Below are 24,836 nucleotides of genomic sequence, written 5' to 3' on the forward strand. Positions count from 1 at the left end.
TTGCTCTCCTTGTTCAGTAGCTGCCGGATCCTTGGCGGATAAATCCATAAAAGGGTCGACAGCAACAAAAATCATGCCAGCCTATGCCTGATCATCGAACAGCAGGCTGCTGGCTTCACTGAGGCTTTGCGCCAACTTCAGCGCAAGCTCCGACGGCAGCTGTCGGATCACCTCACCGGACTGGGTGGCAATTACCTTGACCACGACCCGACCAGTTGAATCATCAATGGAAAAATCCAGCTGACGCTGGCTCGACTGGACGAAATCTCGAATCTCGCCAACCGCTTTTTCCAGGTCTTCGCGCGAGTGCGGCTGTTTTTCGGGGGCGGCGGCTTCCTGCACTTTGGCAGGTGCAGCGGGGTCCCGATCAGCGACTGGCGCCTGGGGTAACACGGACGGATACACCTGGCTCAGCTTGACACTCATGTCCATGTTTCGAACTCCTCATGTCAAAAAGGGCAAAAGGGCACGTAAACGCGCCCTTTCACCCTTTACTCAGGCGCCTGAATTACTGAAGCAGTTTCAGGACCGAAGATGGCAGCTGGTTAGCCTGCGACAGGATTGCAGTCGAAGCCTGTTGCAGAGTCTGCTGCTTGGTCAGCTCGGCAGTTTCCGAAGCGAAGTCCACGTCCTGCACGGTGGAGCGAGCAGCGGTGGAGTTCTTCTGGATGTTCTGCAGGTTGTCGACAGTGGTTTGCAGACGGTTCTGGGTAGCACCCAGGCCCGAACGGACGCTGTCGATCGAACCGATGGCCTTGTCGATAACGGCCAGGGCGTTCTGGGCGTTGGTCGCGTCGGTTACATCAGTCTGTGCAATGGAGGTTTTTTGAGAGGTTGTGCTAGTACCAAATACCGCAGCCACGCCGGTACCTGTCAGCGCATAGCCTTTCGCAGAGTCAAGCGATACCGCACCGTTCGCAATCAAGCCATCAGCAAGCTTGGCTGTGCTGCTGTACTTACCGTCAGCGCCTTTAGTTGCAATATCCACAGCGGTAGTGTCGCCTGCCGAAGCAGAGAACGAGACGTTTTCACCGGTGTCGGACTTAATCGAAAGCGTGTCGTTGGTTTCGTCGTAGTTAACACTGATACCGAGCTTCGCGGCGTTGGATTTCAACTGGTCAGCCAGACCCGAATTGCTGGTAACCCCAAGAATATCAACCTTCTGGGTACCTACTTCCAAAGTGAAACCGACAGCAGATGCAGAGGCTTTGGTAGAGTCAACAGCAAAACTTACCTCGGTGCTAGCCGATGCGGTCAGGCCACCGATCAGGCCATTCAGACCTTTGGCAATATCCTTTGCAGAAGCTTTAGCGGCAACGGCATAGTCTTCACTCTGACCGTTACCAGTAACGGTGATTGTGTTACCACCTACGAGACCACCAACTATTGGCGTAGCGGTAGCACTCTTGATCTGCTGGGAGCCAATGTTGTTGGCTGCCACGTTTTCCAGCGAAAGGTTGATGGTTTCGTTGGCGTTGGCGCCGACCTGAATGGCCTTGGTGCCGTACGAACCGTCCAGCAGCTTCTGGCCACCGAAGGTGGTGGTCTGCGAGATACGGGTCAGTTCTGCGGTCAGAGCCTGGTATTCGTCGTTGTTCGACTTACGGTCGTCGGGGCTCAGGGAGCCAGTAGCCGAGGACAGTGCCAGGGTACGCATTTTCTGCAGGATGTCGGTCGAAGCCTGCATTGCGCCTTCAGCGGTCTGGGCGATCGAGATACCGTCGTTGGCGTTCTTCACAGCCTGGCCCAGGCCGTTGATCTGGCTGGTCAGACGGTTGCTGATCTGCAGGCCAGCAGCGTCATCTTTGGCGCTGTTGATGCGCAGACCCGAGGACAGACGCTGCATCGAGGTGGCCTGGGCAGTGCTAGCCTTGGTCAGGTTGCCCTGAGTGGTGATCGACGCAATGTTGGTGTTTACAGTTAAAGCCATGACGAAATCCTCGTTGGATGGGTACTGCGGCTTCCGGCCTTGGCAACCGCCGGATTGGCCTAGAGAACCTTCGTAATAGTTATCGTCGGATGCGCGGGTTGCTTGAGGGGTTTTTCGAAAAAAAAATGCTGGCATGGGGCCAGCCTTGGGAAATCAAGGGTTTAAGGGCGGTTTATTGGCGTCAAAAACCTTGTGTAACGGGCTGAATACCGCTTTTTGCACAACCCGCTATCCCTGTGGGAGCGGGTTTACCCGCGAAGAAGGCGACGGTGGATGGCACCGGCGTCGCCGGTGTTCGCGGGTGAACCCGTTCCCACAGAGCGCGCACCAGGCCAGCGCTTTATGACAGGCAATAAAAAAGCGCCGGGCGGTGGCCGCCGGGCGCTTTTCTTGAAGCAGAGAGCATCAGTCGCGATAGAGGATGGCCGAGCCCCACGACAGGCCCACGCCAAAGCCACTGATCGCCACACGCTTCCAGCTACCGTCGAGCATGTGCTTCTGCAGCAGCAGCGGCACGCTGGAGGACACGGTGTTGCCGGTTTCCAGCATGTCTTTAACGAACTTCTCCGGGTGCTGCTCTTCGAAGCGTCGCGCCACGGCGTCGACAATCGCCGCACTGCCCTGGTGGATGCAGAAGGCGTCGATATCCGACGACTTGAGGCCACTGGCATCCAGCAGTTCATGCAGGTGCGCCGGCACCTTGACCAAGGCGAAGTTGAACACCTGGCGGCCGTTCATGAAGAACTTGCCGTCAGTGACTTTAAGGTGCTCGGCACCGGAACCGTCAGTACCAAAACGCGCCTGACCGAGGTTCCACACCGCATCCTCACCCATCCAGGTAGCCGTGGCGGCATCGCCGAACAGCATGGTGGTGTTGCGGTCTTCCGGGTCGACGATCTTCGAATACGGGTCGGCGGTGATCAGCAGGCCATTCTTCAGCCCTGCCGCCTCCATGAAGCCCTTGATCGCATACAGGCCATACACGTAGCCCGAGCAGCCCAGCGACACGTCGAACGCCGCCACGCGGGTCGACAGGCCAAGTTTGCTCTGGACGATGGCGGCGGTGTGCGGCAGGCCTTCTTCGTCACCGTTCTGGGTGACCACGATCAACGCATCGATCGATTGCGGATCAAGGTCGGGGTTGCTGGCGAACAGGGCCCGGGCGGCTTCCACGCACAGGTCGGAGGTTTCCTGTTCTTCGGCCTTGCGCGGCAGGAACGAGGCGCCGATCTTGCCGAACATGAACTCTTCGTCCTTGCCGAACTTCGCACCCTGGACGTAGTTGTCCAGGCCAGCGGTGGGCACGTAACTCGCGATGCTTTTGATGCCAATCATTCTGGCTTCCCAATGAAAACAGCCAAAGACCACCACTCGATGAATTGAGGGCGCCAAATACCGGAGCGTCACCGCCAGGGGTTGAAGGCAGAGCTCGCCTGCGCACCGGTAACAAAATGCTGCAACAGCTGCTGCATAGAATACAGGGAAGATGACCGTTTTGACTCATTGGTCACATTGAAATGCTACGAAAGCCGTGCCAATGGTGTGGAGACTGGGGAATTCGAGGAATGACCAGGCGGACACAAGGCCGATGTGGGGGCGGCCTTGTGTCGCGAAAGGGCAGCTTAAAGCTTGTTGAACAGGCTCAGCTGGGAAATACGCGAGAAAGCCAGCTGCGAGGCCTCCAGCATGGCCTGTTGCAAGGTCAGGGTGATGGCCGCCTGCGACATGTCGGTGTTGCCGATGGCGTTCTGGGTGGTCTTGTTGGCCAGGCCCAGGCTGGTGTTCTCCTGGCGCTGGATCTCCAGCGAGTTGCCACGGGCGCCGATCGAACCCCGAGTGATGTCCACCTGCTCACGGGCGCTGGCCAGGTTGGCGATGGCCGAAGCTGCCGCGTCCTTCAACGCATTGGCCGAGCCAGCACCGGTCACCGGCGTGTCCAGCGCAGCACGCAGCTGGCTGATGGTTTCCAGCACGTTCTGGTTCTGGTGGGTATTGGCAGTGACCGCGAACTGGTCACCCGCCTCCGGCGAACCGGCCACCTGGTAAGTCACCCCGGCCACGGTCAACGACGGCGCGGTAAAGGTACCCGTGGCTATCGCCTTGCTATCGGCCGTCAGCGGCTGGGCATAGAGCTCGTAAGCGCCAGGACCTGTGAACTTGATCACCGCGCCATTGCTGGGGAAGGTGCTGCGATAGGCAGCTTCGTCGGTCACGCTGCTGCTGGTGATCTGGGCACTGGACGTGTTGTTGCCGTTACGCGTGGCATTGAACGAGTCTGGGCGTGCCTCCAGGGAAAACTCGCGCCCTGCCACCGCCGCATCGGCATCGGCGCCCTCTTCCAGGGTAACGGTGATTTCGAACTCCACGCCACGCAGGGCAATGCGGTTGGCCCCTTCCGTCTTGCTGTCGAATGTACCGTTGGTAGGGGTTTCAGACGTAACGTCCCGGCCATTGGCATCGGTGATGGTGTATTGGGTTGCGCTGGTGAAGGTCAGCTTGTATGGCTGGCCTGCCGTGAAGCTGTTGTTGTAACTGGTGCTCGAGGTCATCAGGCCTGACGACACCCCGACCACGCCATCGTCGGTGGCAGGCACCAGCAGGGTCGACTGGGTGCGGCTCTTGTTGCTGGCCGAGTCGAAGATGCTGAAACCCGTGTCGTTGGTAGCCAGGTTCAGGGTATCGGACACCTGCAAGCTCAGCTGGGTCTGGTCGCCGTGGTAGCTGTAGGTGCCATCGGAATTGCGCACATAGGGCGGCGTAGTGCTTTTGGAGCCGCCAAACATGTAGTCGCCGTTGGCATCGCGCGAGTTGAGCAGGCCGAAGATGTTGGCCTCGATCTCCTTCAGCTCGGTGCTGATGGCCGTACGATCAGAGTCGGTCACCCCGGCGCCACCGGCACGGATCGCCAGCTCGCTGGCACGCTGCATGGCGTCGTTGATGGTGGAGAGCACGCTCTCCTCCTGCAGCAGGGAATTGCTGACGGTATTGATGTTGCCGCTGTACTGGTCCAACAACGCCTGCTGCTGTTGCAGCAACAGCAGGCGCGCAGCACCGACCGGATCATCGGCGGCGGTCTGGATACGGATACCCGACGTCACCTGATCATTGGTCTTGTTCATGCTGGAGAAGTTCTTGGAGTAGCTACTGGCGCTGGCCTCATAGAACTGAGCAGTGGAAATACGCACGAGAGTCTACTCCTTACAAAGCATTGATCAGGGTGCTGAAGGTTTCTTGCGCCGCCTTGATGATCTGCGACGACGCCGTGTAGTAGTGCTGGAACTTGACCAGGCTGGCCGCTTCGTCATCCAGGTTGACCCCGGACACCGCGCTGCGGCTTTCACTGGCGGACTTGAGCACCGCCTCGGTCGCCGTGGTGTCGATGGTCGCCTGGTTGGCCTTGGCACCTACGCGCTCGACCAGCGAAGCATAAGCCGAGGTGAAGCTGGTGCCGCCGCCAGAACCGGTGTTGACCGTCGATTTGGTCTGCAAGCCAAGCAGCGCCGTGGCGTTGCGGTTGTCGGCCTTGCCGTCGGCATTGAACGACAGGGTAAAGCTGTCATTGGCTGCCGGGCTGCCGCCGATAGTGGTCTCGACGCTGAAGGTACGCGGGTTGCCGCTGGCATCCTTGATTGGGTTTCCGGCCGCATCGAGCATCGGCACGGCAATCGACAGTTTGTTGTCCGTACCCGGCACCACGCTGCCAGTGCCGATCTGGGTGCCCTTGGCATCGAACAACTTGTAGCCTTGAGAACCACCGCTGGCAGCATCGAACACCACGCGCACCGGCATCGAGTCGCGAATCGACTGCTGGATCAGCGCGGTGTCGGCGCCGCCGTAGATGTCCAGCGATTCGCCCAGGGTCGGCTGGGTGATGGTGCCCGTGCCGCTGTTGCCGCTGCCCGAGGTGGCGCTGATGGGCCCGGCGAAGGCCAGCTTGTTGGCATCGGTCAGGGTGGTGGTGATGCTGCCGGCCGCAGCGCGCGTAGGGATAACCTTGAAGCTGTCGCCTGCCGCCAGGCCGCCACCGTTCAGCGACAGGCTGAAGCCGTCGATCACCGGCGCCGGGTCGGCGTTGAGGTCGAAGCTGCCCATGTCGGTGCCGTCGGAACGGCGCACGCTGTACTGGTTGGCGCTGGTGAACTTGACCTCGTAGTCGTAGGTGGTCAGCGCACCGCTGTTGGCGATGGTCACATCCAGGTTGCCAGAGCCGGAACTGTTGTTCGACGAGGCCAGGCTGCGCTGCGCAAGGGCAGTGGCACTGTTGATGCTGGAGAACAGCGAGCTGCCGAACTGGCCATTGGCATCCAGGCCCTGGCCCAACTGGCTGTTGATGCTGTCAGCCACCACCAGGGCAACGCGCCCCAGCTCGTTCATCGACGGCGTCAGCACATCCTGGCGATAGCGCAACAGGCCACCGATCGCGCCACCGGTCACCACCGAGGTCACATCAGAGCTGAACGACTCGTAGTTGATACGCAGGCTGGCCTGGCTCTTGTCGGCAGCACCAGGCTCTACCGACAGGGTGTTGGCCTTGTTGCCGGTTACCAACGACTGGCCGCTGCCCAAGTACACGTCGTAGTTGCCGTCACGCTCCTGCACCGTGACACCCACCAGCTCGTTAAGCTGACGCACCGCTTCGCTGCGCGCATCCAACAGGCTGTTAGGGGTGTTGCCAGTGCCGCTGGCCGCGGCGATCTGCTTGTTGTACTCGGCAATGCTGGCGGTCAGCTTGTTGACCTGGCCGGCCATGGTGTCGAGCTGGGAGTTGATCGTGGCATTCTGCTGGGTGAGCTGGGTGCTCACTGCGTTGAAACGGTTGCTCAGGGTTTGCGCCTGAGTCAGCAGCAGCTGGCGCGAAGCGACGTCACCGGGCTTGGCCGCTGCAGTCTGCAGGGCCGAGAAGAATGCGGTGAGCACCGAGCTGATGCCGGTGTCACGGTCGGCCAGCAGCTTGTCGATGCTGGTGATCTGGTCCTGGAAGGCAACCGAGTCCGCCTGCAACGAGGTGGCGGTCTGCAGTTGGTTGTCCAGGTAGGAGCTATAAATGCGGCGCACATCCGCCAGCGTGGTACCTGTACCCAGGAACCCGGCGCCGATGTTGTGCGAGGCCCCCGCTGCCTGAATCGTCTGCTGGCGCGAATAGCCACTGGTCGCGGCGTTGGCGATGTTGTTACTGGTTACCGACAAGGCCGCCTGGCTGGCACTCAGGCCACTCAGGCCGATCGAAATCAGGCTCGACATGATTTAGTCCTTTTATAGATTCGTGGTTCTGCCAGCCATGGCGTACTGCGGGGTTGACTGCATTTGCTGGGCGATGCTGATGATCTTTCTCGCATAGCCCGGGTCGGTCGCATAACCTGCCTTTTGCAGCTCTCTTGCAAACTGCTCAGGGTTATCGGCCGAGTCCAGCGCATCTTGATAGCGCGAATTGCTCTGCAACAGGCTTACCAGGTCGTGGAAGCTGTCCTGGTACGAGTCGTAGCTGCGGAACGCCGCCGTTTCCTTGACGAACTGGCCATCGCGGAATTCGCTGGTGATCGCCCGCGCCTGCTCGCCCTGCCAACTGCCAGTGGCTTTGATGCCGAATAGGTTGTGGCTGCTGCTGCCATCGCTGTTGCGCATCACCGACTTGCCCCAGCCGGTTTCCAGCGCGGCCTGGGCCACCAGGTAGCGTGGGTCGATACCAATGCGCTTGGCGGCCTGCTCGGCCATCGGCAACATGGTGGCGACGAATTCATCACTGTCGGCAAACGCCTTGTTCGGCGCCAGCGGTGGCTGGGCCACGGCACGGCCGACAATGCGCAGGCCGTTGTCGGGCACGGCGAAGGCCTTGGCCACTTGCTGGCCGTCACGGGCTGGCACAGCGGCGGTATTGGTGGTGGCCGCCGATGGCACGATACCGGCCAGCAGGCGGTCGGTGAGCTTGCTCGGCAAGGCCAGGCGCCGCGAGTTGAGCGCAGCGACGTCGTTGCGGGTCGTGGACGCGTCCGTGGCATGCACCGGCTCTGCCACCTTGTTGCCCCACAATGCCGGGCCACTGTTATCGACGCGCGGGAACGGGCTGGTGTTGACCGACGCACTGCGGCCCTTGGTCAGCTGACGCACCAGTACGTCCTGCAAGCCGATCCCCCCCCCTTCACGGGACATGCTCACGGCCAACTGCTGGTCGTACATATCGCGGTACTGCTTGACCGTTTCGGTGTTCATCGGGTTGTCGTCGGCCAGCACGTCACTGGCCTTGCGTGAGGCCTTGAGCATTTCGCTGATGAACAGCGACTCGAACTCCTGGGCCACCTTGCGCACGTTGGCTTCGCTGTCGCGGTCACCGTGCTTGAGGGCACTCAGGCGGTTAAGGTCGGTATAGGCGCCGCTGTCGACTCTGCCGGAAACCTGGCTTTTGATGTTCATCCGCGCCGTCCTCAGATCACGATCAGGTCGGCCTGCAAGGCGCCGGCCTGTTTCAGGGCTTCGAGGATCGCCATCAGGTCGCCGGGCGCGGCGCCCACCTGGTTCACCGCGCGGACGATTTCATCCAGCGTGGTGCCTGGGCCAAACTTGAACATTGGCTTGGCTTCCTGCTCGGCATTGACCCGCGAACGCGGCACCACGGCGGTCTGGCCATTGGAGAAGGCCCCCGGCTGGCTGACGATCGGGTCTTCGGTAATGGTCACGGTCAGACTGCCATGGGTGACCGCCGCCGGCGACACCTTGACGTTCTGGCCGATGACGATAGTGCCGGTACGCGAATTGATGATGACTTTGGCCACCGCCTGGCCTGGGTCGATTTCGAGGTTTTCGAGGATCGACAGGTAATCCACACGCTGGCTTGGGTCCATCGGCGCACTGACCCGCACCGACCCACCGTCCACGGCCTGCGCCACACCTGGGCCGAGCAGGTCGTTGACCTTGTCGACGATGCGCTTGGCGGTGGTGAAGTCGGGGCGATTGAGGTTCAGGGTCAGGGTATTGCCCTGGTTGAAGCCGCTCGGCACCGCACGCTCGACACTGGCACCACCCGGAATACGGCCAGCCGACGGCACGTTGACGGTAATTTTCGACCCGTCACGGCCCTCAGCGTCGAAGCCGCCCACCACCAGGTTGCCCTGGGCAATGGCATAGACGTTGCCGTCGATACCCTTGAGCGGGGTCATCAGCAGGCTGCCACCGCGCAGGCTCTTGGAGTTACCGATCGAGGAAACGGTAATGTCCACCACCTGGCCAGGCTTGGCGAACGCCGGCAGGTCGGCATGCACCGACACCGCCGCCACGTTCTTCAACTGCACGTTGCCGGAACCGGCCGGCACCTTGATGCCGAACTGCGACAACATGTTGTTGAAGGTTTGCAGGGTGAACGGCGTCTGGGTGGTCTGGTCACCCGTACCGTTCAGGCCCACCACCAGGCCGTAACCGATCAACTGGTTGGAACGCACGCCAGAAATGCTGGCGATGTCCTTCAGGCGCTCGGCCTGGGCCGCAAAGGCACAGGACAGGAGCAGGGTTGCGGCAATCAGCTGCCTCACGTTGAACATGGTCATCCGTACTCAGAAAGGCCAAAGCGGGCTGATGAAGAAGCGGTCCAGCCACCCAGGCTGGCTGGCATCGGCGAACGAGCCAGTACCGGAATAAGTGATGCGCGCGTCGGCCACACGGGTGGACGGCACGGTGTTGTCGGTGGCGATATCGTCGGCACGCACCATGCCGGCAATGCGCACCAGCTCTTCGCCGGTGTTCAGGGTCAGCCACTTCTCGCCGCGCACGGCGATGATGCCGTTGGGCAGCACTTCGGCCACGGTCACGGTAATCGAACCGGTCAGGGTGTTGCCCTGGGTGGCCTTGCTGTCGCCTTTGGTGGCGCGCTCGCCGTTGTAGCCGGCTTCCAGCGACAAATCACCACCGCCGAACGGGTTGTTGGTGTTCGGTGTGCTGCCAAACAGCGAGGTCAGGCCGATGTCGGCCTTGCTGTTCTTCTGGATCTGCGAGCCCGCGTTCTTGCTGGCCGAGGTTTTCTCGTTGAGGGTGATGGTGATGATGTCACCCACCCGGAACGCCTTGCGGTCGCTGTACAGGTTCTGCTCGAAGCCAGCCTGGTAGATCGAACCGTTGTTGGCCGCTGCCGGCAATGGGGTGCGCGGCAACACCGGCGCGTAGTACGGGTCGTTGGGCTTGGGCGTCGGCGCGACGCAACCTGCCAGCAACACCGCCCCCCCCAGGGCGAAAACGGACAACAGACGATTCATGACGCTTACCTCACGGGTGCAACGGAGTGACAGGGCTTAGAGCTGCTGGGTTACGAACGACAGCATCTGGTCGGCGGTGGAAATGACCTTGGAGTTCATCTCGTAGGCACGCTGGGTGGTGATCATGTTCACCAGCTCTTCCACGGTGCTGACGTTGGAGTTTTCCAGGGTCTGCTGCTGGGTGGTGCCGAAACCGTTCAAGCCTGGGGTGCCGACTTGTGGCGCACCACTGGCGGCGGTCTCGAGGAACAGGTTGTCGCCGATTGCCTGCAGGCCAGCCGGGTTGATGAAGTCGGCGGTCTGGATGTTGCCGATCACCTGCGCTGCCGGGTTGCCGGCGGTGGTGATCGACACAGTGCCGTCCTGGCCGACGGTGAAGGTCTGCGCATCGTTTGGCACCACGACAGCAGGCTCCAGGGCGTAGCCATTGGCGGTGACGATCTGGCCGTCGGAGTTCAGGTGGAAGGTACCGTCACGGGTGTACGAAACGGTGCCGTCCGGCTGCAGAATCTGGAAGAAACCACGGCCGTTGACCGCCATGTCCAGCGGGTTTTCGGTGGTTTGCAGGCTGCCGGCGACGAAGCTTTTCTGGGTGCCGACAATGCGCACACCGGTACCGACTTGCAGGCCCGAAGGCAGCTCGCTGTCCTGGGTGGACTGGGCACCAGGCTGACGCTTGATCTGGTAGAGCAGGTCGGCGAACTCGGCGCGATCACGTTTGAAGCCGGTGGTCGAGACGTTGGCCAAGTTGTTGGAAATGACCGTCAGGTTGGTGTCCTGGGCGGACAGGCCGGTTTTAGCGACCCAAAGAGCCGGAAGCATGTAAGTTCTCCTCGTGCGCCTGTTTTACGGCACCCGTTCAAAAGTGATTAGCCGATTTGCAAAACCCGAGCCATGGCTTCGTCGCCTTCCTTGGCCGTGTTCATCATCTTGACGTGCAGTTCGAACTGGCGAGACAGCGCCAGCACCGAGGTCATTTCCTCGACAGCATTGACGTTGCTGCCTTCCAGGAAGCCTGCCACCACCCGCACGTTGACGTCGGCATCGGCCGGCTGGCCGGAGGTGGTGTGGATCAGGCCATCCAGGCCCTTCGTCAGGCCTTTGGTGTCTGGGTTGACCAGCTTGATGCGGTCGACCTCGGCCATCACCCGCGGGTCTTCACCCATGGAGCGGATGCTGATGGTGCCGTCGGCGCCCACCTCCACTTTCTGCTCTGGCGGGATGGCGATCGGGCCACCGTTGCCCATCACCGGCATGCCATTGCCGGCACGCAGCACGCCGAGGGCATCGATGTTCAGGCTGCCGGTGCGCACATAAGCCTCGCTGCCGTCCGGTGCCTGCACGGCGATGAACCCCTTGCCGGTCACGGCAACATCCAGGTCACGCCCCGTCTCAACCAACGGACCTTCGCTGAAGTCGGTGGCCGGGCGCTCGGTCATGGCAAAGGCGCGCGCCGGAAAGCTGTCGCCAAACACCGGCATCGAACGGGCCTGCTCCAGGTCACGCTGAAAACCGTTGGTGGAAATGTTCGCCAGGTTGTTGGCGTGGGCCTTCTGCGCCAGCGCGTTCTGGCTGGCACCGGTCATGGCCACATAAAGCAACTTGTCCACAGTATCTCCTCTGCGCGTCGCTGCCGCGCTGTCACTTGGCAGGTTCGAAGCAATAATCGAACCAAGTCTGAAACCGCCTGTTTATGGGGGTTTAAGCGGGGCGAGGGGCAAAAAACGTCAGTTTGTCGGCGGATGTTTGCCGCCTGCGGCAAAGGCTTGTTCAGAAGGAACGGCAAGCGGCGTTGTTGTAGGGGCCGGAATGGCGCACCCAACCTTCGCCCGGGTTGCTGGCCGAACACAGGTAGCGGCCGGTGGCCAGGCTTTGCCATTGGTAGAACGGGGCGGGAGCGGCCGAGAGCGGCAAGGCCATGGCCAGGAGGGCTGTGAGCATTAGCCGTTTCATGGAGGGGGAACCTTCGAGAATTTAGGGCCGCGTTGCGGCCCATCGCGACACAAGGCCGCTCCTACAGGTGAACGTGATCTCCTGTAGGAGCGGCCTTGTGTCGCGATGGGCTGCAAAGCAGCCCCAATTACAGACAACACCACACTAACAAGCGACCATCAGGTCATCTGAATGATGGTCTGCATGATGGTGCTTTCGGTGGAAATGGTCTTGGCGTTCGCCTGGTAGTTGCTCTGCGCCTTGATCAGGTTGACCAGCTCACCGGTCAGGTCGACGTTGGAGTCTTCCAGCGCACCGCCAGTGATCTGGCCCAGGGTGCCGGTGTCCGGGGCGCCGATCACCGGCACGCCCGAAGCGTAGGACTCTTTCCAGTTGGTGCCGCCAATCGGGGTCAGGCCCTGCAGGTTGGCGAAGTTGGCGATGGCCACCTGGCCGATCACCTTGTCCTGGCCGTTGGTGAAGTTGGCGAACATGTTGCCGCTTTGGTCGATGGTCAGGCCCGACAGCTCACCGGTGGCAAAGCCGTCCTGGCTCTTGGCGGTGGTGGCGGATGCGGCGTTGTACTGGGTGGTGCCAAGCATGTCCAGGTTGACCCCGGCGACGTTGGCGGTAGCGCCGTTGGCACCCCATACACCGGCAGCGTTCTTCTGTGCCGGGATCCAGTTGTCGAGGGTGAAGCTTTTGTTGGCCGCGATGGTCATGCCACCCGCTACCGGGCCTGCGGTCATGGCCGCAGTGTCCAGGGTACCGTCAGACTTGAACGGCAGCTTGTTGGCCAGCGGCGTGGTCGAAGTCGGGTTGGCCGGGTTGCGCCCGTCGATGGTGGTGTACATGGTCCAGGAGTTGCTGGTGGCATCCTTGACGAAGTACTGGTTCAACTGGTGCGCGTTACCTTGGCTGTCGTACACATCGGTATTGAATGTGTAGTTGTAGGTGCCAGTGTTGGCGGGGTCGAACGGCGTCACGGCCGGTGCAGTGGCGCTGGAATTCAGGTTGACGTTCTCGGAGATTTTTCCGGTCGGGTTCGGCGTCAGGTTCGAGGTGTCGATCTGCAGATCAGTCAACACGCCCTGGGTGATCTTGCCGTTGGCATCCACGGCATAACCTTGCAACTTGGAGCCCGACGCGTTGACCACGTAGCCGTCCTTGTCGCTGTAGAACGCACCGGCACGGGTGTAGATCTTCGAGCCGTTGTCGCTCATCACGAAGAAGCCGTTGCCATCGATGGCCATGTCCAGCGCCTGGCCGGTGCCGTTGATGTTGCCAGGGGTGAACAACTGCGACACAGCCGCCGTCTTCACACCCGTGCCGACGGTGTTCTTGCCGGCACTGGTACCGCGAATGGAGTTGGAGTACTGGTCGGCGAACTCGGCGCGCGACGACTTGAAGCCGGTGGTGGCGACGTTGGCAATGTTGTTGCCGGTAACGTTCAGGGCCTTGTTCGCTGCATAGAGGCCGCTAAGGCCGATATTGAAAGACATGTGTAACTCCTGTCGTTTTGCTCAGGCCCTAGATGCCGATGCTTTGGATTTTGGAAAGCGCAACACTGCCCAGCCCAGCCAGGTTGAGTGTCATCTCCGAACCGTTGGTACCCATGGTCACACTGGTCACCGAGGCCGGCAGGTTGGTGGTCATGGCCGTGGCCTTGCCGTCGATCGAAGCGGTAGCCTTGAAGGTGTAGGTACCTGCTGCCGCTACTTCGCCGTCATCGTTCTTGCCATCCCAGGCAAATTCGATCTTGCCGGCTTTCTGAGTACCCAGGTCGATGGTGCGAACCAGCTTGTCGTCCTTGTCGTAGATACCCACCGAGGTGGCGGTACTGGACGAGGTGAGGTTGACCGTGCCTTTCAAATCCTTGCTGGTGTCGACCACCGCCTTGTCGGTCTGGACAATCACATTGCGCCCGACCAGTGACGACGCCTGCAGCGCCTGGGAAGACTGCAGCCCCGCCGCGATATAGGTCACCGAGTCATTGAGCGACTGCATGCTCTCAAGGCTACTGAACTGCGCCAACTGCGCCACGAACTCGCCGTTTTCCTGTGGGTCGAGCGGGTTCTGGTTCTTCATCTGGGTAACCAGCAACTGCAGGAAGGCATCTTTGCCCAGTGCACTGCCGGCAGCGCCGGTGTTGCTGTTGTTCTTTGACGCCTGCTTCTGCAGTGAGGTCAGGTACGCACTGTTGACGTCAGAGGTGGAATTGGTGGTGGTCATGTCGGCTTCCTATCACTGCCCCAGGGTCAGGACTTTCTGCATCATGCTCTTGGCCGTGTTCATCAGCTCGGCGTTGGTCTGGAACGCGCGGCTGGCGGAGATCATGTCAGCCATCTCCTCGACCACATTGACGTTCGGGTAGTAGACGTAGCCATCCTTGTTCGCCGCCGGGTGGTTAGGCTCGTAGCGCGCCTCCAGGGTGCTCTGGTCTTCGACGATGCCTTTTACCTGCACGCCCTGCCCTGCTTCGCCCTGGTCTTCGAACAGCGATTGGCTGCCGCCAGCCTGTGCGTTCTGGAAGGTGGTGGCGAACACCGGGTGGCGAGCACGATAGGTCTGGTCGATGCTCGAAGACACGGTCTCGGCGTTGGCAATGTTGGACGCGACGGTGTTCAGGCGCGTGTTCTGCGCGCTCATGCCGCTACCGGCAATGTTGAAGACACTGGAAAGGGACATGGTCATTCTCCCCGCAGGGCGGAAACCAGCCCTTTGAATTTACTGTTGAGCAAAGTGAAGCTGGCCTGGAAGCCAATGGCGTTTTCGGTGTAGTTCGATTGCTCGATCTGCGCGTCCACGGTGTTCTGGTCGATCGACGGCTGCAGCGGCGTGCGGTACTTGAGGGTTTCATCCGCCATGGCCAGGCCATCAGCCTCGATGTGCCGGCTGTTGGTACGGTCAAGGCTGAAGCGGCCGCCGCTCTGCTGCTTGTCGCTTTCGGCGGCGAGCACCGAGGCGAAGTCCATGTCACGCGCCTTGTAGTTGGGCGTATCGGCGTTGGCGATGTTGTTGGCCAGCACTTCGGCGCGCTGGGCGCGGAAGCCCAGGGCCTTTTCGTGAATACCAAGCGCCTTGTCGAAGCTGATGCTCATGTCGGGGAAACCTTCGAAGGTTGACCGGAATTTCGTTGAGCAAGGTATAGCAAGGGCTGTGCCAACCCTTGCAAAGCCAGAGAATACGGGGCTGCGAGATGAAGTACTGTCAAGGTGATGCCAGAAAAGCGGCAAAGGCCTTCCGCCTAGGGCGGCGAAAGCGGCAATTGCCGGGCGGCAAAAGCGGCAAAACAAAAAATTGACGTCAGTGTTTGGCGATGTAGGTGTGGCGCCTGGGAGATCGAGCGCCACCACACCCCTCAAGACAGACCCTACTTGGCCTGGTAGATGATGCCCGGGCTGCATTGGACCATCTGGTAGTGGTCCGGCAAGCCATTGAGCGCCTCCGAGGCGCCGAGGAACAGGTAGCCACCCGGCTTCAAGGTACTGTGAATGCGCAGCAGGATATCCCGCTTCACCTGCGCCGAGAAGTAGATCAACACGTTGCGACAGAACACGATGTCGAACTTGCCCAGGCTGGCATAGCTGTCCAGCAGGTTGAACGAGCGGAACTCGACGCGGCTGCGAATCGCCGGCTTGACCGCCCAGCGCCCAGGCCCCTTGGGGTCGAAATAGCGCTGCAGGCGCTCCTGGGACAAGCCGCGGGCAATCGCCAGGCTGTCGTACTCACCCGTCTTGCAATTGTTCAGCATGGTGCCCGACAGGTCGGTGGCAACAATCTGCGCGCCCATCTTCAGCTGGCCGAGGTTACTGCGCTCGAACTCGTCGATGGCCATGGAGATGGAGTACGGCTCCTGCCCCGACGAACAGGCCGCCGACCACATGCGCAGGCGCTGGCCAGGGTTGTTGCGGATGAACTCGGGGATCACCTTGTTCTTCAGCACTTCGAACGGGTAGGTATCGCGAAACCACAGGGTCTCGTTGGTGGTCATGGCATCGACCACCTGCTCGCGCAAACCGCCGCGCGGCTGGGCCTGGATGCGCTGCACCAGCTCGCCCAGGCTCTTGATGCCCTGTTGTTCCATCAGCTTGTTGAGACGGCTGGAAACCAGGTACTGCTTATTCTCGCCCAGCAGGATGCCACAGGCTTTCTCCAGGAAGACCCGGAACTGTTCGAAATCCAAATTACCCGTAGACACTACTGCCGCCTCTTTTCAATCACTGGTGCCGGGGGCATGCCCCGGCTGCTTCAATGCGCTGCCTTGATCCGGTCGACCACCCGCTGGGCCAGGTCGTCCGGCTTGAACTTGGCCAGGAAGTCATCGGCACCGACCTTCTTGACCATTGCCTGGTTGAACACCCCAGAAAGCGAAGTATGCAGGCAGATGTGCAATTTTTGCATACGCGGATCGCTGCGGATCTCCGCCGTGAGCGTATAGCCGTCCATTTCCGGCATTTCAATGTCCGAGATCATCATCAGGAACTCTTCTTCCGGCTTTTTGCCCTCATCCACCAACTGACGCAGGTAGTTCAGAGCCTGACGGCCATCGTTGAGCGCAACCACTTCGACCCCTACGGTCTGCAGGCAGCGGCTGACCTGCTTGCGCGCCACCGACGAATCGTCGACGGTCAGCACCCGCATCAGCACGGCCTTGTCCTGCACCTCGGCATCGATCACCCCAGCCGATACCGACTCGGACGAAGGCGACACTTCAGCCAGCACCTTTTCCACGTCGATGATCTCGACCATGCGGTTGTCCACCCGGGTGACCGCCGTCAGGTAGTGGTCGCGACCGGTCCCCTTGGGTGGCGGATGGATCTCTTCCCAGTTCATGTTGACGATGCGCTCCACCGAGTGCACCAGGAAGCCCTGGGTCTTGGTGTTGTACTCGGTGATGATCACGAAGCTGTTGCGCGTGTCTTCCTGCAGCGGTCGCAACCCGGTGGCCATCGACAAGTCGAGGATCGGGATGGTTGCCCCACGGATATTGGCAACGCCACGCACCACCGGGTGCGCCTTGGGCAGCAGGGTCAGCGCAGGGCATTGCAGCACTTCCCTGACCTTGAATACGTTGATGCCGTATAGCTGTTCGCCATTGAGGCGGAACAGCAGCAATTCCAGGCGATTCTGCCCCACCAGCTGCGTGCGCTGGTTGACCGAATCCATAACACCCGCCATGCCAGACTCCTTTATCTTTCAGCCTTTCGTTGCAACTCAGGTAGCGAGTCGGCACGGGCTTTGCTTTTTTGAGCGTCATGCACACGAAAACGACATTTTTCCGACGATTGACGCGCCTGCTGACTGGCTCGCTGGCCACCCTGTGTCTGCTGGTGCCCGGCGTTCGCACGGTGGCGGACGCGTTTACCTTGCCTGAACAGCTTATCGGTGTCACCCAAGGGTTTCTTGAATTCACCGTCGAAGACTATCTGGCCACCACCCAGACCGCCGGCCGCTATGAAATCCAGGTCAACCCACTGGACCCGCGCCTGCGCATGCCGCTGTGCAGTCAGCAGCTGGACGCCTCACTGGAAAGCCCGGCTCAGCCGCTTGGCCGCGTGACAGTACGGGTGCGCTGTGATGGCGCGGCGCCGTGGACGGTGTTCGTCCCCGCCACCGTGCGGCTGTTCCGCGACGTGGTGGTGGTTACCCGCCCGCTCAAGCGCGACAACACGGTGGGCGAAGGTGACGTGGCCCTGCGCGAGCGGGATGTCGGCACCCTGGGCCAGGGCTTTCTGACCGAGCTGGACCAGGCGGTGGGCATGAAAATGCAACGCCCCACGGTGATCGACCAGGTGCTCACCCCGCAACACCTGGAACAGGCCGAGGTGGTACGCAAGGGAGATCAAGTGGTGATCATTGCCCGCAGTGGCAGCCTGAGCGTGCGCATGCCGGGTGAGGCCCTGAGCAAGGGCGGCCTGAGCGAGCAGATACGGGTACGCAACCTCAACTCCAAGCGAGTGGTGAAGGCCAGGGTGACCGGCCCCGGCCAGGTCGAGGTCAGTATGTAGGCCGGCCACCAGATTGCGCTGGCAGTGAGGAACCGCTTTTCCTAAACTGTGTCAGAACACGGGTTCGCGAGCTTGCTGACAGGCGGCGATGCATTTGTGCCTAAAGTTTCTATCGGGTTGGCCGAAAACAAGGCAAGCGTCCAAATACCCAGAGGTTTCTGATCATGGTCATCGACTTCAGTCGTTTGAATAACTCTCCGTCCGTCACGGGCGGCGTGCGCGGCAACACCGCGTCCGGCAGCGCCGAAAAACCGGCAGCCAGCCAGGAAGCGGCAAGCGCCACCAGCACCAGCGGAGAAGCGGTACACCTCAGCCAAGAGGCACAGCAGTTGCAGAAGATCAGCGACAAGCTGCGCGACGAGCCGGTGGTCAACAGCGCCCGTGTGGCCCAGTTGAAACAGGCGATCGCCGACGGCAGCTACCAGGTCGATGCCGGCCGGGTCGCCAGCAAACTGCTCGATTTCGAAGCCCAGCGCTGACCGTACGGCGCGCTGACTTCACGGACGCTAGAAAAGCCAAGAGTTAGCCATGCACGACACCACCTTGCTGCAACTGATCGAAGATGACATTGCCCCGATGCAGGAACTGCTCGACCTTCTGCACAAGGAGGCGATCGCCCTGCATGGCCGCGACATGCCGCTACTGGAGCAAATCCTGGCGCGCAAGCAGTCGTTGATCATCTTGCTCGAGCAGCACGGCCAGCGCCGCAGCCAATTGCTCGGCAGCCTGGGCCTGAGTGCCGATCGCAGCGGTGTGCAGGCGGTAGCCGCGCAGTCGCCGCATGGCGATGTGATGCTGCAGCGCCTCGACATGCTGTCGCAACTGATGGACGACTGCCAACAGGTCAACCAGACCAATGGCCGGATCATCCAGGTGCAGCAACACGTCACCAACAACCAGGTCAGGATCCTCATGGGCGGCGATTCGCCCTCGCTCTACGACAGCCGCGGCAGCACCTCGCCGCTGGCCAAGCCGCGCGCCCTCAGCCAAGTGTGATTTTTCTATCAAGGCACGGAACATACTGGCAAAATGCCGTTACTTGCGTGTGTCGCTTTTGCCTGGAGAACGATAAGCCGTGTTCAATGAATCCGATGCCCCGCAACCACCAAAGGTGCTGAGCACCCCCTTGGAAATTGCGGCCAACTTGCGGCAGTTGCAGGAAAGCCACGACCCCCTGATCATCACCTTCCACGACCGCAGCCAGCGTTTCCAGAGCTACGTGGTACACGTGGACCGAGAAAGCAACACCCTGGCACTGGACGAGATGATCCCCCGTGACGGCGAGAAGTTCATCGAAAACGGCGAGCACTTTCGCGTCGAAGGCTTCCACGATGGCGTGCGCATCGCCTGGGAATGCGACCACGAGCTGAAGATCAGCGAAGTCAACGGCCACCGCTGCTACAGCGGCGCCCTGCCGCAAGAGATGACCTACCACCAGCGCCGCAACGCCTTCCGTGCCGCGCTGAAACTGTCGCAGCTGGTCGATATCATCCTCGATGGTGCCCACCTCAAGGGCAACGGCGCCCTGCGCGGCAAGCTGCTGGATATTTCGGCCACCGGCTGCAAACTGCGCTTCGAAGGCAATGTCGAAGACCGCCTGCAACTGGGCCAGGTGTATGAGCGCTTCAAGGCGGGCAATCCGCTCGGCCTGGTGGACACCATGGTCGAGCTGCGTCACCTGCACTATGAAGAGCGCATCAACACCACTTTTGCCGGCGTGCGTTTCCATAACCTGAGCGGGCAGGCACAGCGCAAGATCGAGAGCTTTGTGTACCAGCTGCAGCGTGAGGCGCGGCGGTTCGACAAAGACGACTATTGATCGTCGGCTGATTGCAAAAACGCCACCTGTCGAGGTGGCGTTTTCATTTGTGGTCTTCCTGTGCCGACCCTTTCGCGGGTTTAGCCGCAAAGGGCCGGCACAAGCTTAAACGGACTTGCTGACCTCCCCTTCCGGCGCAGCCGCTTGTTGCTCGGCGGTCTTCTCTTCCTCCTCGGTATCCTCCGCCGCCACCGGTGCCTGCATCACGTCCTGCACAGTCTGCTCATCCACCCGTGGGTCCAACGCTGCCGACAGCGGTGAGCCGGCCGCCGGCATGGCCACGTGACCCAGCGGTGCGTCCTGCACCTGATGCAGGCCGGTAACCGCTTTCGGTCGGATGCGCCACACCAGCACCAGCGCAAAGAACACGAAGAAGGCATACAGCATCTGCGCGCCCAGCATCTTCATCAGCACACCCGCCGCCAGCGGCCCGATGCACGCGCCCACGCCATAGGTCACCAACAGCATGGCCGTCAGCGACACCCGCCGCTCGCTCTCCACGTGGTCGTTGGAAAACGCCACAGCCAGCGGATACAGGCAGAACTGCAGCAACGAAATCAGGAAGCCGATACCGAACAGCAGCTCCAGCGGCACACTGGGCAGTATCGCCAATGGCGCAGCGGCCAGCGCCAGGCCTATTGCCACGCTACGGATCAGCACTGCCCGGTCGTAACGGTCAGACAACCATCCCAGCGGCCACTGCACCAGCAGGCCGGCAAAAATGCAGCTACCCATGAACAGACCAATCTGCTCGGTCGTCATCCCTTGGCTTGAGGCATACAAAGGCGCCAAGCCGTAGAACGAACCCACGATCAACCCGGAACCGAGCACCGTACTGAGCGACTGCGGCACACGCTTGATGAAGAACTTCGGCTCCATCGGGGCCGGGCGCAAGGGCGCCGGGTGAATGCGCCGGGTCATCGCCACCGGCACCAGGCACAGGGCAAAGCACATCGCTACCAGCATCAGCAGCTCAGGGCCGAGCTGCGGGTGGACCACCAGAATAAGCTGGCCCAGGACCAGGCCCAGGTACGAAGCGATCATGTAGCCGCTGAACACCGCGCCGCGGTGTTTCACATCGGCCTGCTCGTTGAGCCAGCTCTCGATGACCATGTACTGGCACATCATGCCCAAGCCCACGATCATGCGCAGCCCCACCCAGGCCGGCAGCCAGTTGGTCAGGCCATGACCGAGCACTGCGGCGCCGACAATACCGGCGCAGGTGGCATAGGCGCGTATATGCCCTACCCGGCCGATCAGCCGGTGGCCGACTTTGCCGCCAACCGCCAGGCCAAAGTAGTTGGCCGCCATCAACGCACCCACCCACAGGCTGTCGACATGGTCGGCAGCCAGGCGCAGGGCCAGGTAGGTACTGAGCAGGCCCGAGCCGATCAACATCATCAGCGCGGCGAAATACAACGACTGAAACGGCTTCCATACATTTCGCATACGTACCGAGAAGCTCCCTGGTCAGGTGGCGGTAGGTGCTAGCAGCATAAGGGCAAATGCCGGTCAGTGCAGGCCCCCGCCAGCAAAATGCCGCGGCGAGGACGTGTCCGATGCAGGTCGTGTCGCGATCAGGCCTGTGCCGCCAGCACCCGGCGCTCCCACGGGGTGATCTCATCGTAGAAATCGGTCAGTTCCAGGGTCTTGCTGGCGATGTAGCCTTCGATGAACTCGCTGCCGAACAGTTCCCGTGCCAGTGTGCTGCGCTTGAGCCTTTCAAGGGCTGCATGCAGGGTACACGGCAGGCTCAGGTGCTCGGGCACTTCGAACTCGCCCTGGATGGCGGGCGACGGCTGCAGGCGCTGCTCGATGCCGTGCAGCCCGGCGGCCAGGCTGGCGGCGATGGCCAGGTAGGGGTTGGCGTCGGCACCGGGTAAACGGTTTTCGACCCGTCGCGCTGCCGGCGCACTGGCCGGAATGCGCAAACCGGCGGCACGGTTGTCCTCGGACCAGCAGGCATTGTTCGGCGAGGCATAGGGGTGGCACAGGCGCTGATAGGAATTGACGTTGGGAGCGAACAGCGCGGTGAAATCGGCCATGCACGCCTGCAAACCGCCGATGAAGTGGTAGAAGGTATCGGTCGGCAGGCCCTGCTCGTCGCTGAACACATTACGCCCGCTGCTGGCCTCGACCAGGCTCTGGTGGATATGCATGGAACTGCCAGGCGTACGCGCCAACGGCTTGGCCATGCACACCACGGTCAGCCCATGCTTGAGCGCCACTTCCTTGAGCAGGTGCTTGAACAGGAACGTCTGGTCGGCCAGCAGCAGCGGGTCGCCATGCAGCAAGTTGATCTCGAACTGGCTGACGCCCATTTCGTGCATGAAGGTGTCGCGCGGCAGGCCGAGCGCGGCCATGCACTGGTACACCTCTTTGAAGAACGGGCGCAGGCCGTTGTTGGAGCTGACACTGAACGCTGAATGGCCCAGCTCGCGGCGGCCGTCGGTGCCCAGCGGTGGCTGGAACGGCTGCTGCGGGTCACTGTTGGGGGCAAACACGAAGAACTCAAGCTCGGTCGCCACTACCGGTGCCAGACCCAACGCTGCGTAGCGGGCGATCACGGCCTTCAACTGGCCCCGGGTGGACAGTGCCGAGGGCCGGCCATCCAGTTCATTGGCATCGCAGATGGCCAGGGCGCGACCGTCATCGCTCCAGGGCAAGCGATGAACCTGGCTGGGTTCGGCTACCAACGCCAGGTCGCCGTCGTCACTGCCGTAGAATTTCGCCGGCGGGTAGCCGCCCATGATGCATTGCAGCAGCACCCCACGGGCCATCTGCAGGCGGCGGCCTTCGAGAAAGCCTTCGGCGGTCATCACCTTGCCGCGTGGGACGCCGTTGAGGTCGGGGGTGACGCATTCGATTTCATCGATGCCCTGGAGCTGAGCGATGCTCATGACGCTTGTCCTTGTTGTTGTAGGCTGACAACAACATAGGCTGGGGGTGTTTAAAATATCAAGCAGCCTCTCGAACGCCTGGGGCCTCTTCTATTCGCGCAAGGTCATGCCATTGGCCGGCAACGGCAAGGCCGTCTTGTAGCGCACCTGTTTCAAGGCAAAACTCGAGCGGATATTCGCCACCCCCGGCAACCGGGTCAGGTAGTCGAGAAAGCGCTCCAGCGCCTGGATACTCGGCAACAGCACTCGTAGCAGGTAATCCGGGTCCCCGGTCATCAGGTAGCACTCCATCACCTCGGGCCGTTCGGCAATTTCTTCCTCGAAGCGGTGCAACGACTGCTCTACCTGTTTTTCCAGGCTGACATGGATGAACACATTCACATCCAGCCCCAACGCCTCGGGCGACAACAAGGTCACCTGCTGGCGGATCACCCCCAGTTCTTCCATGGCCCGCACCCGGTTGAAACAGGGCGTGGGCGACAGGTTGACCGAGCGTGCCAGCTCGGCGTTGGTGATGCGGGCGTTTTCCTGCAGGCTGTTGAGAATGCCGATATCGGTACGATCGAGTTTGCGCATGAGACAAAATCACCGGTTTTTTGTGTTTATGCGGAATGTTTATCTGCCCCGCTCGGCAAAGGCAACCAACTTGAGAGAAAAATTCTCCCGCCGGGCCACTAAGATGTAGATGACGCTGACCTACCAGTCACAAGCCGGTATTCAGCGGCGGCCGCTTCAGAGCTCACAAAAACAAATACCCGAGCGAGCGTAAAAAGCATGAACGAGTACGCCCCCCTGCGTTTGCATGTGCCCGAGCCCACCGGCCGGCCAGGCTGCCAGACCGATTTTTCCTACCTGCGCCTCAACGATGCAGGTCAAGCCCGTAAACCCCCTGTCGATGTCGACGCTGCCGACACTGCCGACCTGTCCTACAGCCTGGTCCGCGTGCTTGACGAGCACGGCGACGCGCAAGGCCCGTGGGCCGAAGACATCGACCCGCAAATTCTCCGCCAAGGCATGCGCGCCATGCTCAAGACGCGGATCTTCGACAGCCGCATGGTGGTTGCCCAACGGCAGAAGAAGATGTCCTTCTACATGCAGAGCCTGGGCGAAGAAGCCATCGGCAGCGGCCAGGCGTTGGCGCTGAACCGCACCGACATGTGCTTCCCGACCTACCGCCAGCAAAGCATCCTTATGGCCCGTGACGTGTCGCTGGTCGAGATGATCTGCCAACTGCTGTCCAACGAGCGCGACCCGCTCAAGGGCCGACAGCTGCCGATCATGTACTCGGTACGCGAAGCCGGCTTCTTCACCATCAGCGGCAACCTGGCCACTCAGTTCGTGCAGGCGGTCGGCTGGGCCATGGCGTCGGCGATCAAAGGCGATACCAAGATCGCTTCGGCCTGGATCGGCGACGGCGCCACCGCCGAATCGGACTTCCACACTGCCCTCACCTTTGCCCACGTGTACCGCGCCCCGGTGATTCTCAACGTGGTCAACAACCAGTGGGCCATTTCTACCTTCCAGGCCATCGCCGGTGGCGAGTCGACTACCTTTGCCGGCCGTGGCGTGGGTTGTGGTATCGCTTCGCTGCGGGTTGACGGCAACGACTTCGTCGCCGTGTACGCCGCCTCGCGCTGGGCTGCCGAGCGCGCTCGTCGCGGCCTGGGCCCAAGCCTGATCGAGTGGGTCACCTACCGCGCCGGCCCGCACTCGACCTCGGACGATCCGTCCAAGTACCGCCCTGCCGATGACTGGAGCCACTTCCCGCTGGGCGACCCGATCGCCCGCCTGAAGCAGCACCTGATCAAGATCGGCCACTGGTCCGAGGAAGAACACCAGGCCACCACGGCCGAGTTCGAAGCGGCGGTGATTGCCGCGCAGAAAGAAGCCGAGCAGTACGGCACCCTGGCCAACGGTCACATCCCGAGCGCCGCCTCGATGTTCGAGGACGTGTACAAGGAGATGCCCGACCACCTGCGCCGTCAACGCCAGGAACTGGGGGTTTGA

General features: G+C 61.4%; 25 protein-coding genes. 5 read left to right on the forward strand and 20 right to left on the reverse strand.

The window, feature by feature from the left end; translation table 11 throughout:
- Positions 1-81: 81 nt before the first annotated feature.
- The 17 genes from APH42_RS07345 to APH42_RS07425 form a co-directional block, all read right to left on the reverse strand.
- On the reverse strand, positions 82-432 hold the full coding sequence (locus APH42_RS07345) for a flagellar protein FlaG (protein WP_060493038.1): 351 nt from the start codon (positions 430-432) through the stop codon (positions 82-84).
- A 76-nt stretch (positions 433-508) separates the two neighbouring features.
- Positions 509-1,930 carry a flagellin gene (locus APH42_RS07350; protein WP_060493039.1) on the reverse strand — a complete coding sequence of 474 codons (1,422 nt, stop codon included), beginning with the start codon at positions 1,928-1,930 and terminating at the stop codon, positions 509-511.
- A gap of 405 nt (positions 1,931-2,335) precedes the next feature.
- Positions 2,336-3,265 (reverse strand): ketoacyl-ACP synthase III, encoded by a 930-nt coding sequence (locus tag APH42_RS07355; protein WP_012273519.1) that lies wholly within the window; start codon positions 3,263-3,265, stop codon positions 2,336-2,338.
- A gap of 287 nt (positions 3,266-3,552) precedes the next feature.
- Entirely contained in the window at positions 3,553-5,115 is a 1,563-nt protein-coding gene (locus APH42_RS07360; protein ID WP_060493040.1) for a flagellar hook-associated protein 3, read from the reverse strand.
- 13 nt (positions 5,116-5,128) lie between these two features.
- Positions 5,129-7,171: a flagellar hook-associated protein FlgK gene (gene flgK / locus APH42_RS07365; RefSeq protein WP_060493041.1), complete on the reverse strand. Its 2,043-nt coding sequence runs from the start codon at positions 7,169-7,171 to the stop codon at positions 5,129-5,131.
- Positions 7,172-7,183: 12 nt separating this feature from the next.
- Positions 7,184-8,338 carry a flagellar assembly peptidoglycan hydrolase FlgJ gene (flgJ, locus tag APH42_RS07370; protein ID WP_012273522.1) on the reverse strand — a complete coding sequence of 385 codons (1,155 nt, stop codon included), beginning with the start codon at positions 8,336-8,338 and terminating at the stop codon, positions 7,184-7,186.
- A gap of 11 nt (positions 8,339-8,349) precedes the next feature.
- Positions 8,350-9,459 carry a flagellar basal body P-ring protein FlgI gene (locus tag APH42_RS07375; protein ID WP_049275241.1) on the reverse strand — a complete coding sequence of 370 codons (1,110 nt, stop codon included), beginning with the start codon at positions 9,457-9,459 and terminating at the stop codon, positions 8,350-8,352.
- Positions 9,460-9,471: 12 nt separating this feature from the next.
- Entirely contained in the window at positions 9,472-10,167 is a 696-nt protein-coding gene (gene flgH, locus APH42_RS07380) for a flagellar basal body L-ring protein FlgH (protein WP_012273524.1), read from the reverse strand.
- Between the two features lie 36 nt (positions 10,168-10,203).
- Positions 10,204-10,989, reverse strand: coding sequence for a flagellar basal-body rod protein FlgG (gene flgG, locus APH42_RS07385; RefSeq protein WP_012273525.1), 786 nt, complete (start codon positions 10,987-10,989; stop codon positions 10,204-10,206).
- Between the two features lie 47 nt (positions 10,990-11,036).
- A complete protein-coding gene (gene flgF / locus APH42_RS07390; RefSeq protein WP_012273526.1) occupies positions 11,037-11,777 on the reverse strand; it encodes a flagellar basal-body rod protein FlgF in 741 nt (246 codons plus the stop codon).
- A gap of 160 nt (positions 11,778-11,937) precedes the next feature.
- On the reverse strand, positions 11,938-12,108 hold the full coding sequence (locus APH42_RS07395) for a hypothetical protein (RefSeq protein ID WP_374701046.1): 171 nt from the start codon (positions 12,106-12,108) through the stop codon (positions 11,938-11,940).
- 170 nt (positions 12,109-12,278) lie between these two features.
- The gene (gene flgE, locus APH42_RS07400) at positions 12,279-13,601 is read right to left on the reverse strand and encodes a flagellar hook protein FlgE (protein ID WP_060493043.1); all 1,323 of its coding nucleotides are present in this window, start codon (positions 13,599-13,601) and stop codon (positions 12,279-12,281) included.
- Between the two features lie 28 nt (positions 13,602-13,629).
- On the reverse strand, positions 13,630-14,331 hold the full coding sequence (gene flgD / locus APH42_RS07405; RefSeq protein WP_060493044.1) for a flagellar hook assembly protein FlgD: 702 nt from the start codon (positions 14,329-14,331) through the stop codon (positions 13,630-13,632).
- A 12-nt stretch (positions 14,332-14,343) separates the two neighbouring features.
- Complete coding sequence (gene flgC / locus APH42_RS07410; RefSeq protein ID WP_012273530.1) at positions 14,344-14,787, reverse strand: flagellar basal body rod protein FlgC; 444 nt, start codon at positions 14,785-14,787, stop codon at positions 14,344-14,346.
- Between the two features lie 2 nt (positions 14,788-14,789).
- Positions 14,790-15,200: a flagellar basal body rod protein FlgB gene (gene flgB / locus APH42_RS07415; protein ID WP_012273531.1), complete on the reverse strand. Its 411-nt coding sequence runs from the start codon at positions 15,198-15,200 to the stop codon at positions 14,790-14,792.
- 272 nt (positions 15,201-15,472) lie between these two features.
- The gene (cheR, locus tag APH42_RS07420; RefSeq protein WP_012273532.1) at positions 15,473-16,300 is read right to left on the reverse strand and encodes a protein-glutamate O-methyltransferase CheR; all 828 of its coding nucleotides are present in this window, start codon (positions 16,298-16,300) and stop codon (positions 15,473-15,475) included.
- A gap of 50 nt (positions 16,301-16,350) precedes the next feature.
- On the reverse strand, positions 16,351-17,280 hold the full coding sequence (locus APH42_RS07425) for a chemotaxis protein CheV (protein ID WP_010955104.1): 930 nt from the start codon (positions 17,278-17,280) through the stop codon (positions 16,351-16,353).
- Positions 17,281-17,357: 77 nt separating this feature from the next.
- Between APH42_RS07425 and flgA the strand changes: the two genes are divergently transcribed.
- From flgA to APH42_RS07445, 4 genes are all read left to right on the forward strand, one after another.
- Entirely contained in the window at positions 17,358-18,110 is a 753-nt protein-coding gene (flgA, locus tag APH42_RS07430) for a flagellar basal body P-ring formation chaperone FlgA (protein WP_060493045.1), read from the forward strand.
- A gap of 164 nt (positions 18,111-18,274) precedes the next feature.
- The gene (flgM, locus tag APH42_RS07435) at positions 18,275-18,589 is read left to right on the forward strand and encodes a flagellar biosynthesis anti-sigma factor FlgM (protein ID WP_012273535.1); all 315 of its coding nucleotides are present in this window, start codon (positions 18,275-18,277) and stop codon (positions 18,587-18,589) included.
- Between the two features lie 49 nt (positions 18,590-18,638).
- Positions 18,639-19,106 carry a flagella synthesis protein FlgN gene (locus tag APH42_RS07440; RefSeq protein WP_012273536.1) on the forward strand — a complete coding sequence of 156 codons (468 nt, stop codon included), beginning with the start codon at positions 18,639-18,641 and terminating at the stop codon, positions 19,104-19,106.
- 79 nt (positions 19,107-19,185) lie between these two features.
- Positions 19,186-19,929, forward strand: a complete 744-nt coding sequence (locus tag APH42_RS07445) for a flagellar brake protein (RefSeq protein WP_012273537.1) — start codon at positions 19,186-19,188, stop codon at positions 19,927-19,929.
- 105 nt (positions 19,930-20,034) lie between these two features.
- On the opposite strand, the gene APH42_RS07450 is transcribed toward APH42_RS07445, so the two are convergent.
- The 3 genes from APH42_RS07450 to bkdR all read right to left on the reverse strand — a co-directional run bounded on the left by APH42_RS07450 (position 20,035) and on the right by bkdR (position 23,405).
- Complete coding sequence (locus APH42_RS07450) at positions 20,035-21,378, reverse strand: MFS transporter (RefSeq protein ID WP_012273538.1); 1,344 nt, start codon at positions 21,376-21,378, stop codon at positions 20,035-20,037.
- A gap of 128 nt (positions 21,379-21,506) precedes the next feature.
- The gene (locus tag APH42_RS07455) at positions 21,507-22,748 is read right to left on the reverse strand and encodes a glutamine synthetase family protein (RefSeq protein WP_171577281.1); all 1,242 of its coding nucleotides are present in this window, start codon (positions 22,746-22,748) and stop codon (positions 21,507-21,509) included.
- Positions 22,749-22,919: 171 nt separating this feature from the next.
- Positions 22,920-23,405, reverse strand: a complete 486-nt coding sequence (gene bkdR / locus APH42_RS07460; RefSeq protein ID WP_012273540.1) for a Bkd operon transcriptional regulator BkdR — start codon at positions 23,403-23,405, stop codon at positions 22,920-22,922.
- Positions 23,406-23,603: 198 nt separating this feature from the next.
- On the opposite strand from bkdR, the gene APH42_RS07465 reads away from it, so the two are divergent.
- Positions 23,604-24,836, forward strand: a complete 1,233-nt coding sequence (locus APH42_RS07465) for a 3-methyl-2-oxobutanoate dehydrogenase (2-methylpropanoyl-transferring) subunit alpha (RefSeq protein ID WP_012273541.1) — start codon at positions 23,604-23,606, stop codon at positions 24,834-24,836.

Origin of the sequence: Pseudomonas sp. NBRC 111140 (assembly GCF_001320885.1) — a bacterium.
GTDB lineage: Bacteria > Pseudomonadota > Gammaproteobacteria > Pseudomonadales > Pseudomonadaceae > Aquipseudomonas > Aquipseudomonas putida_P.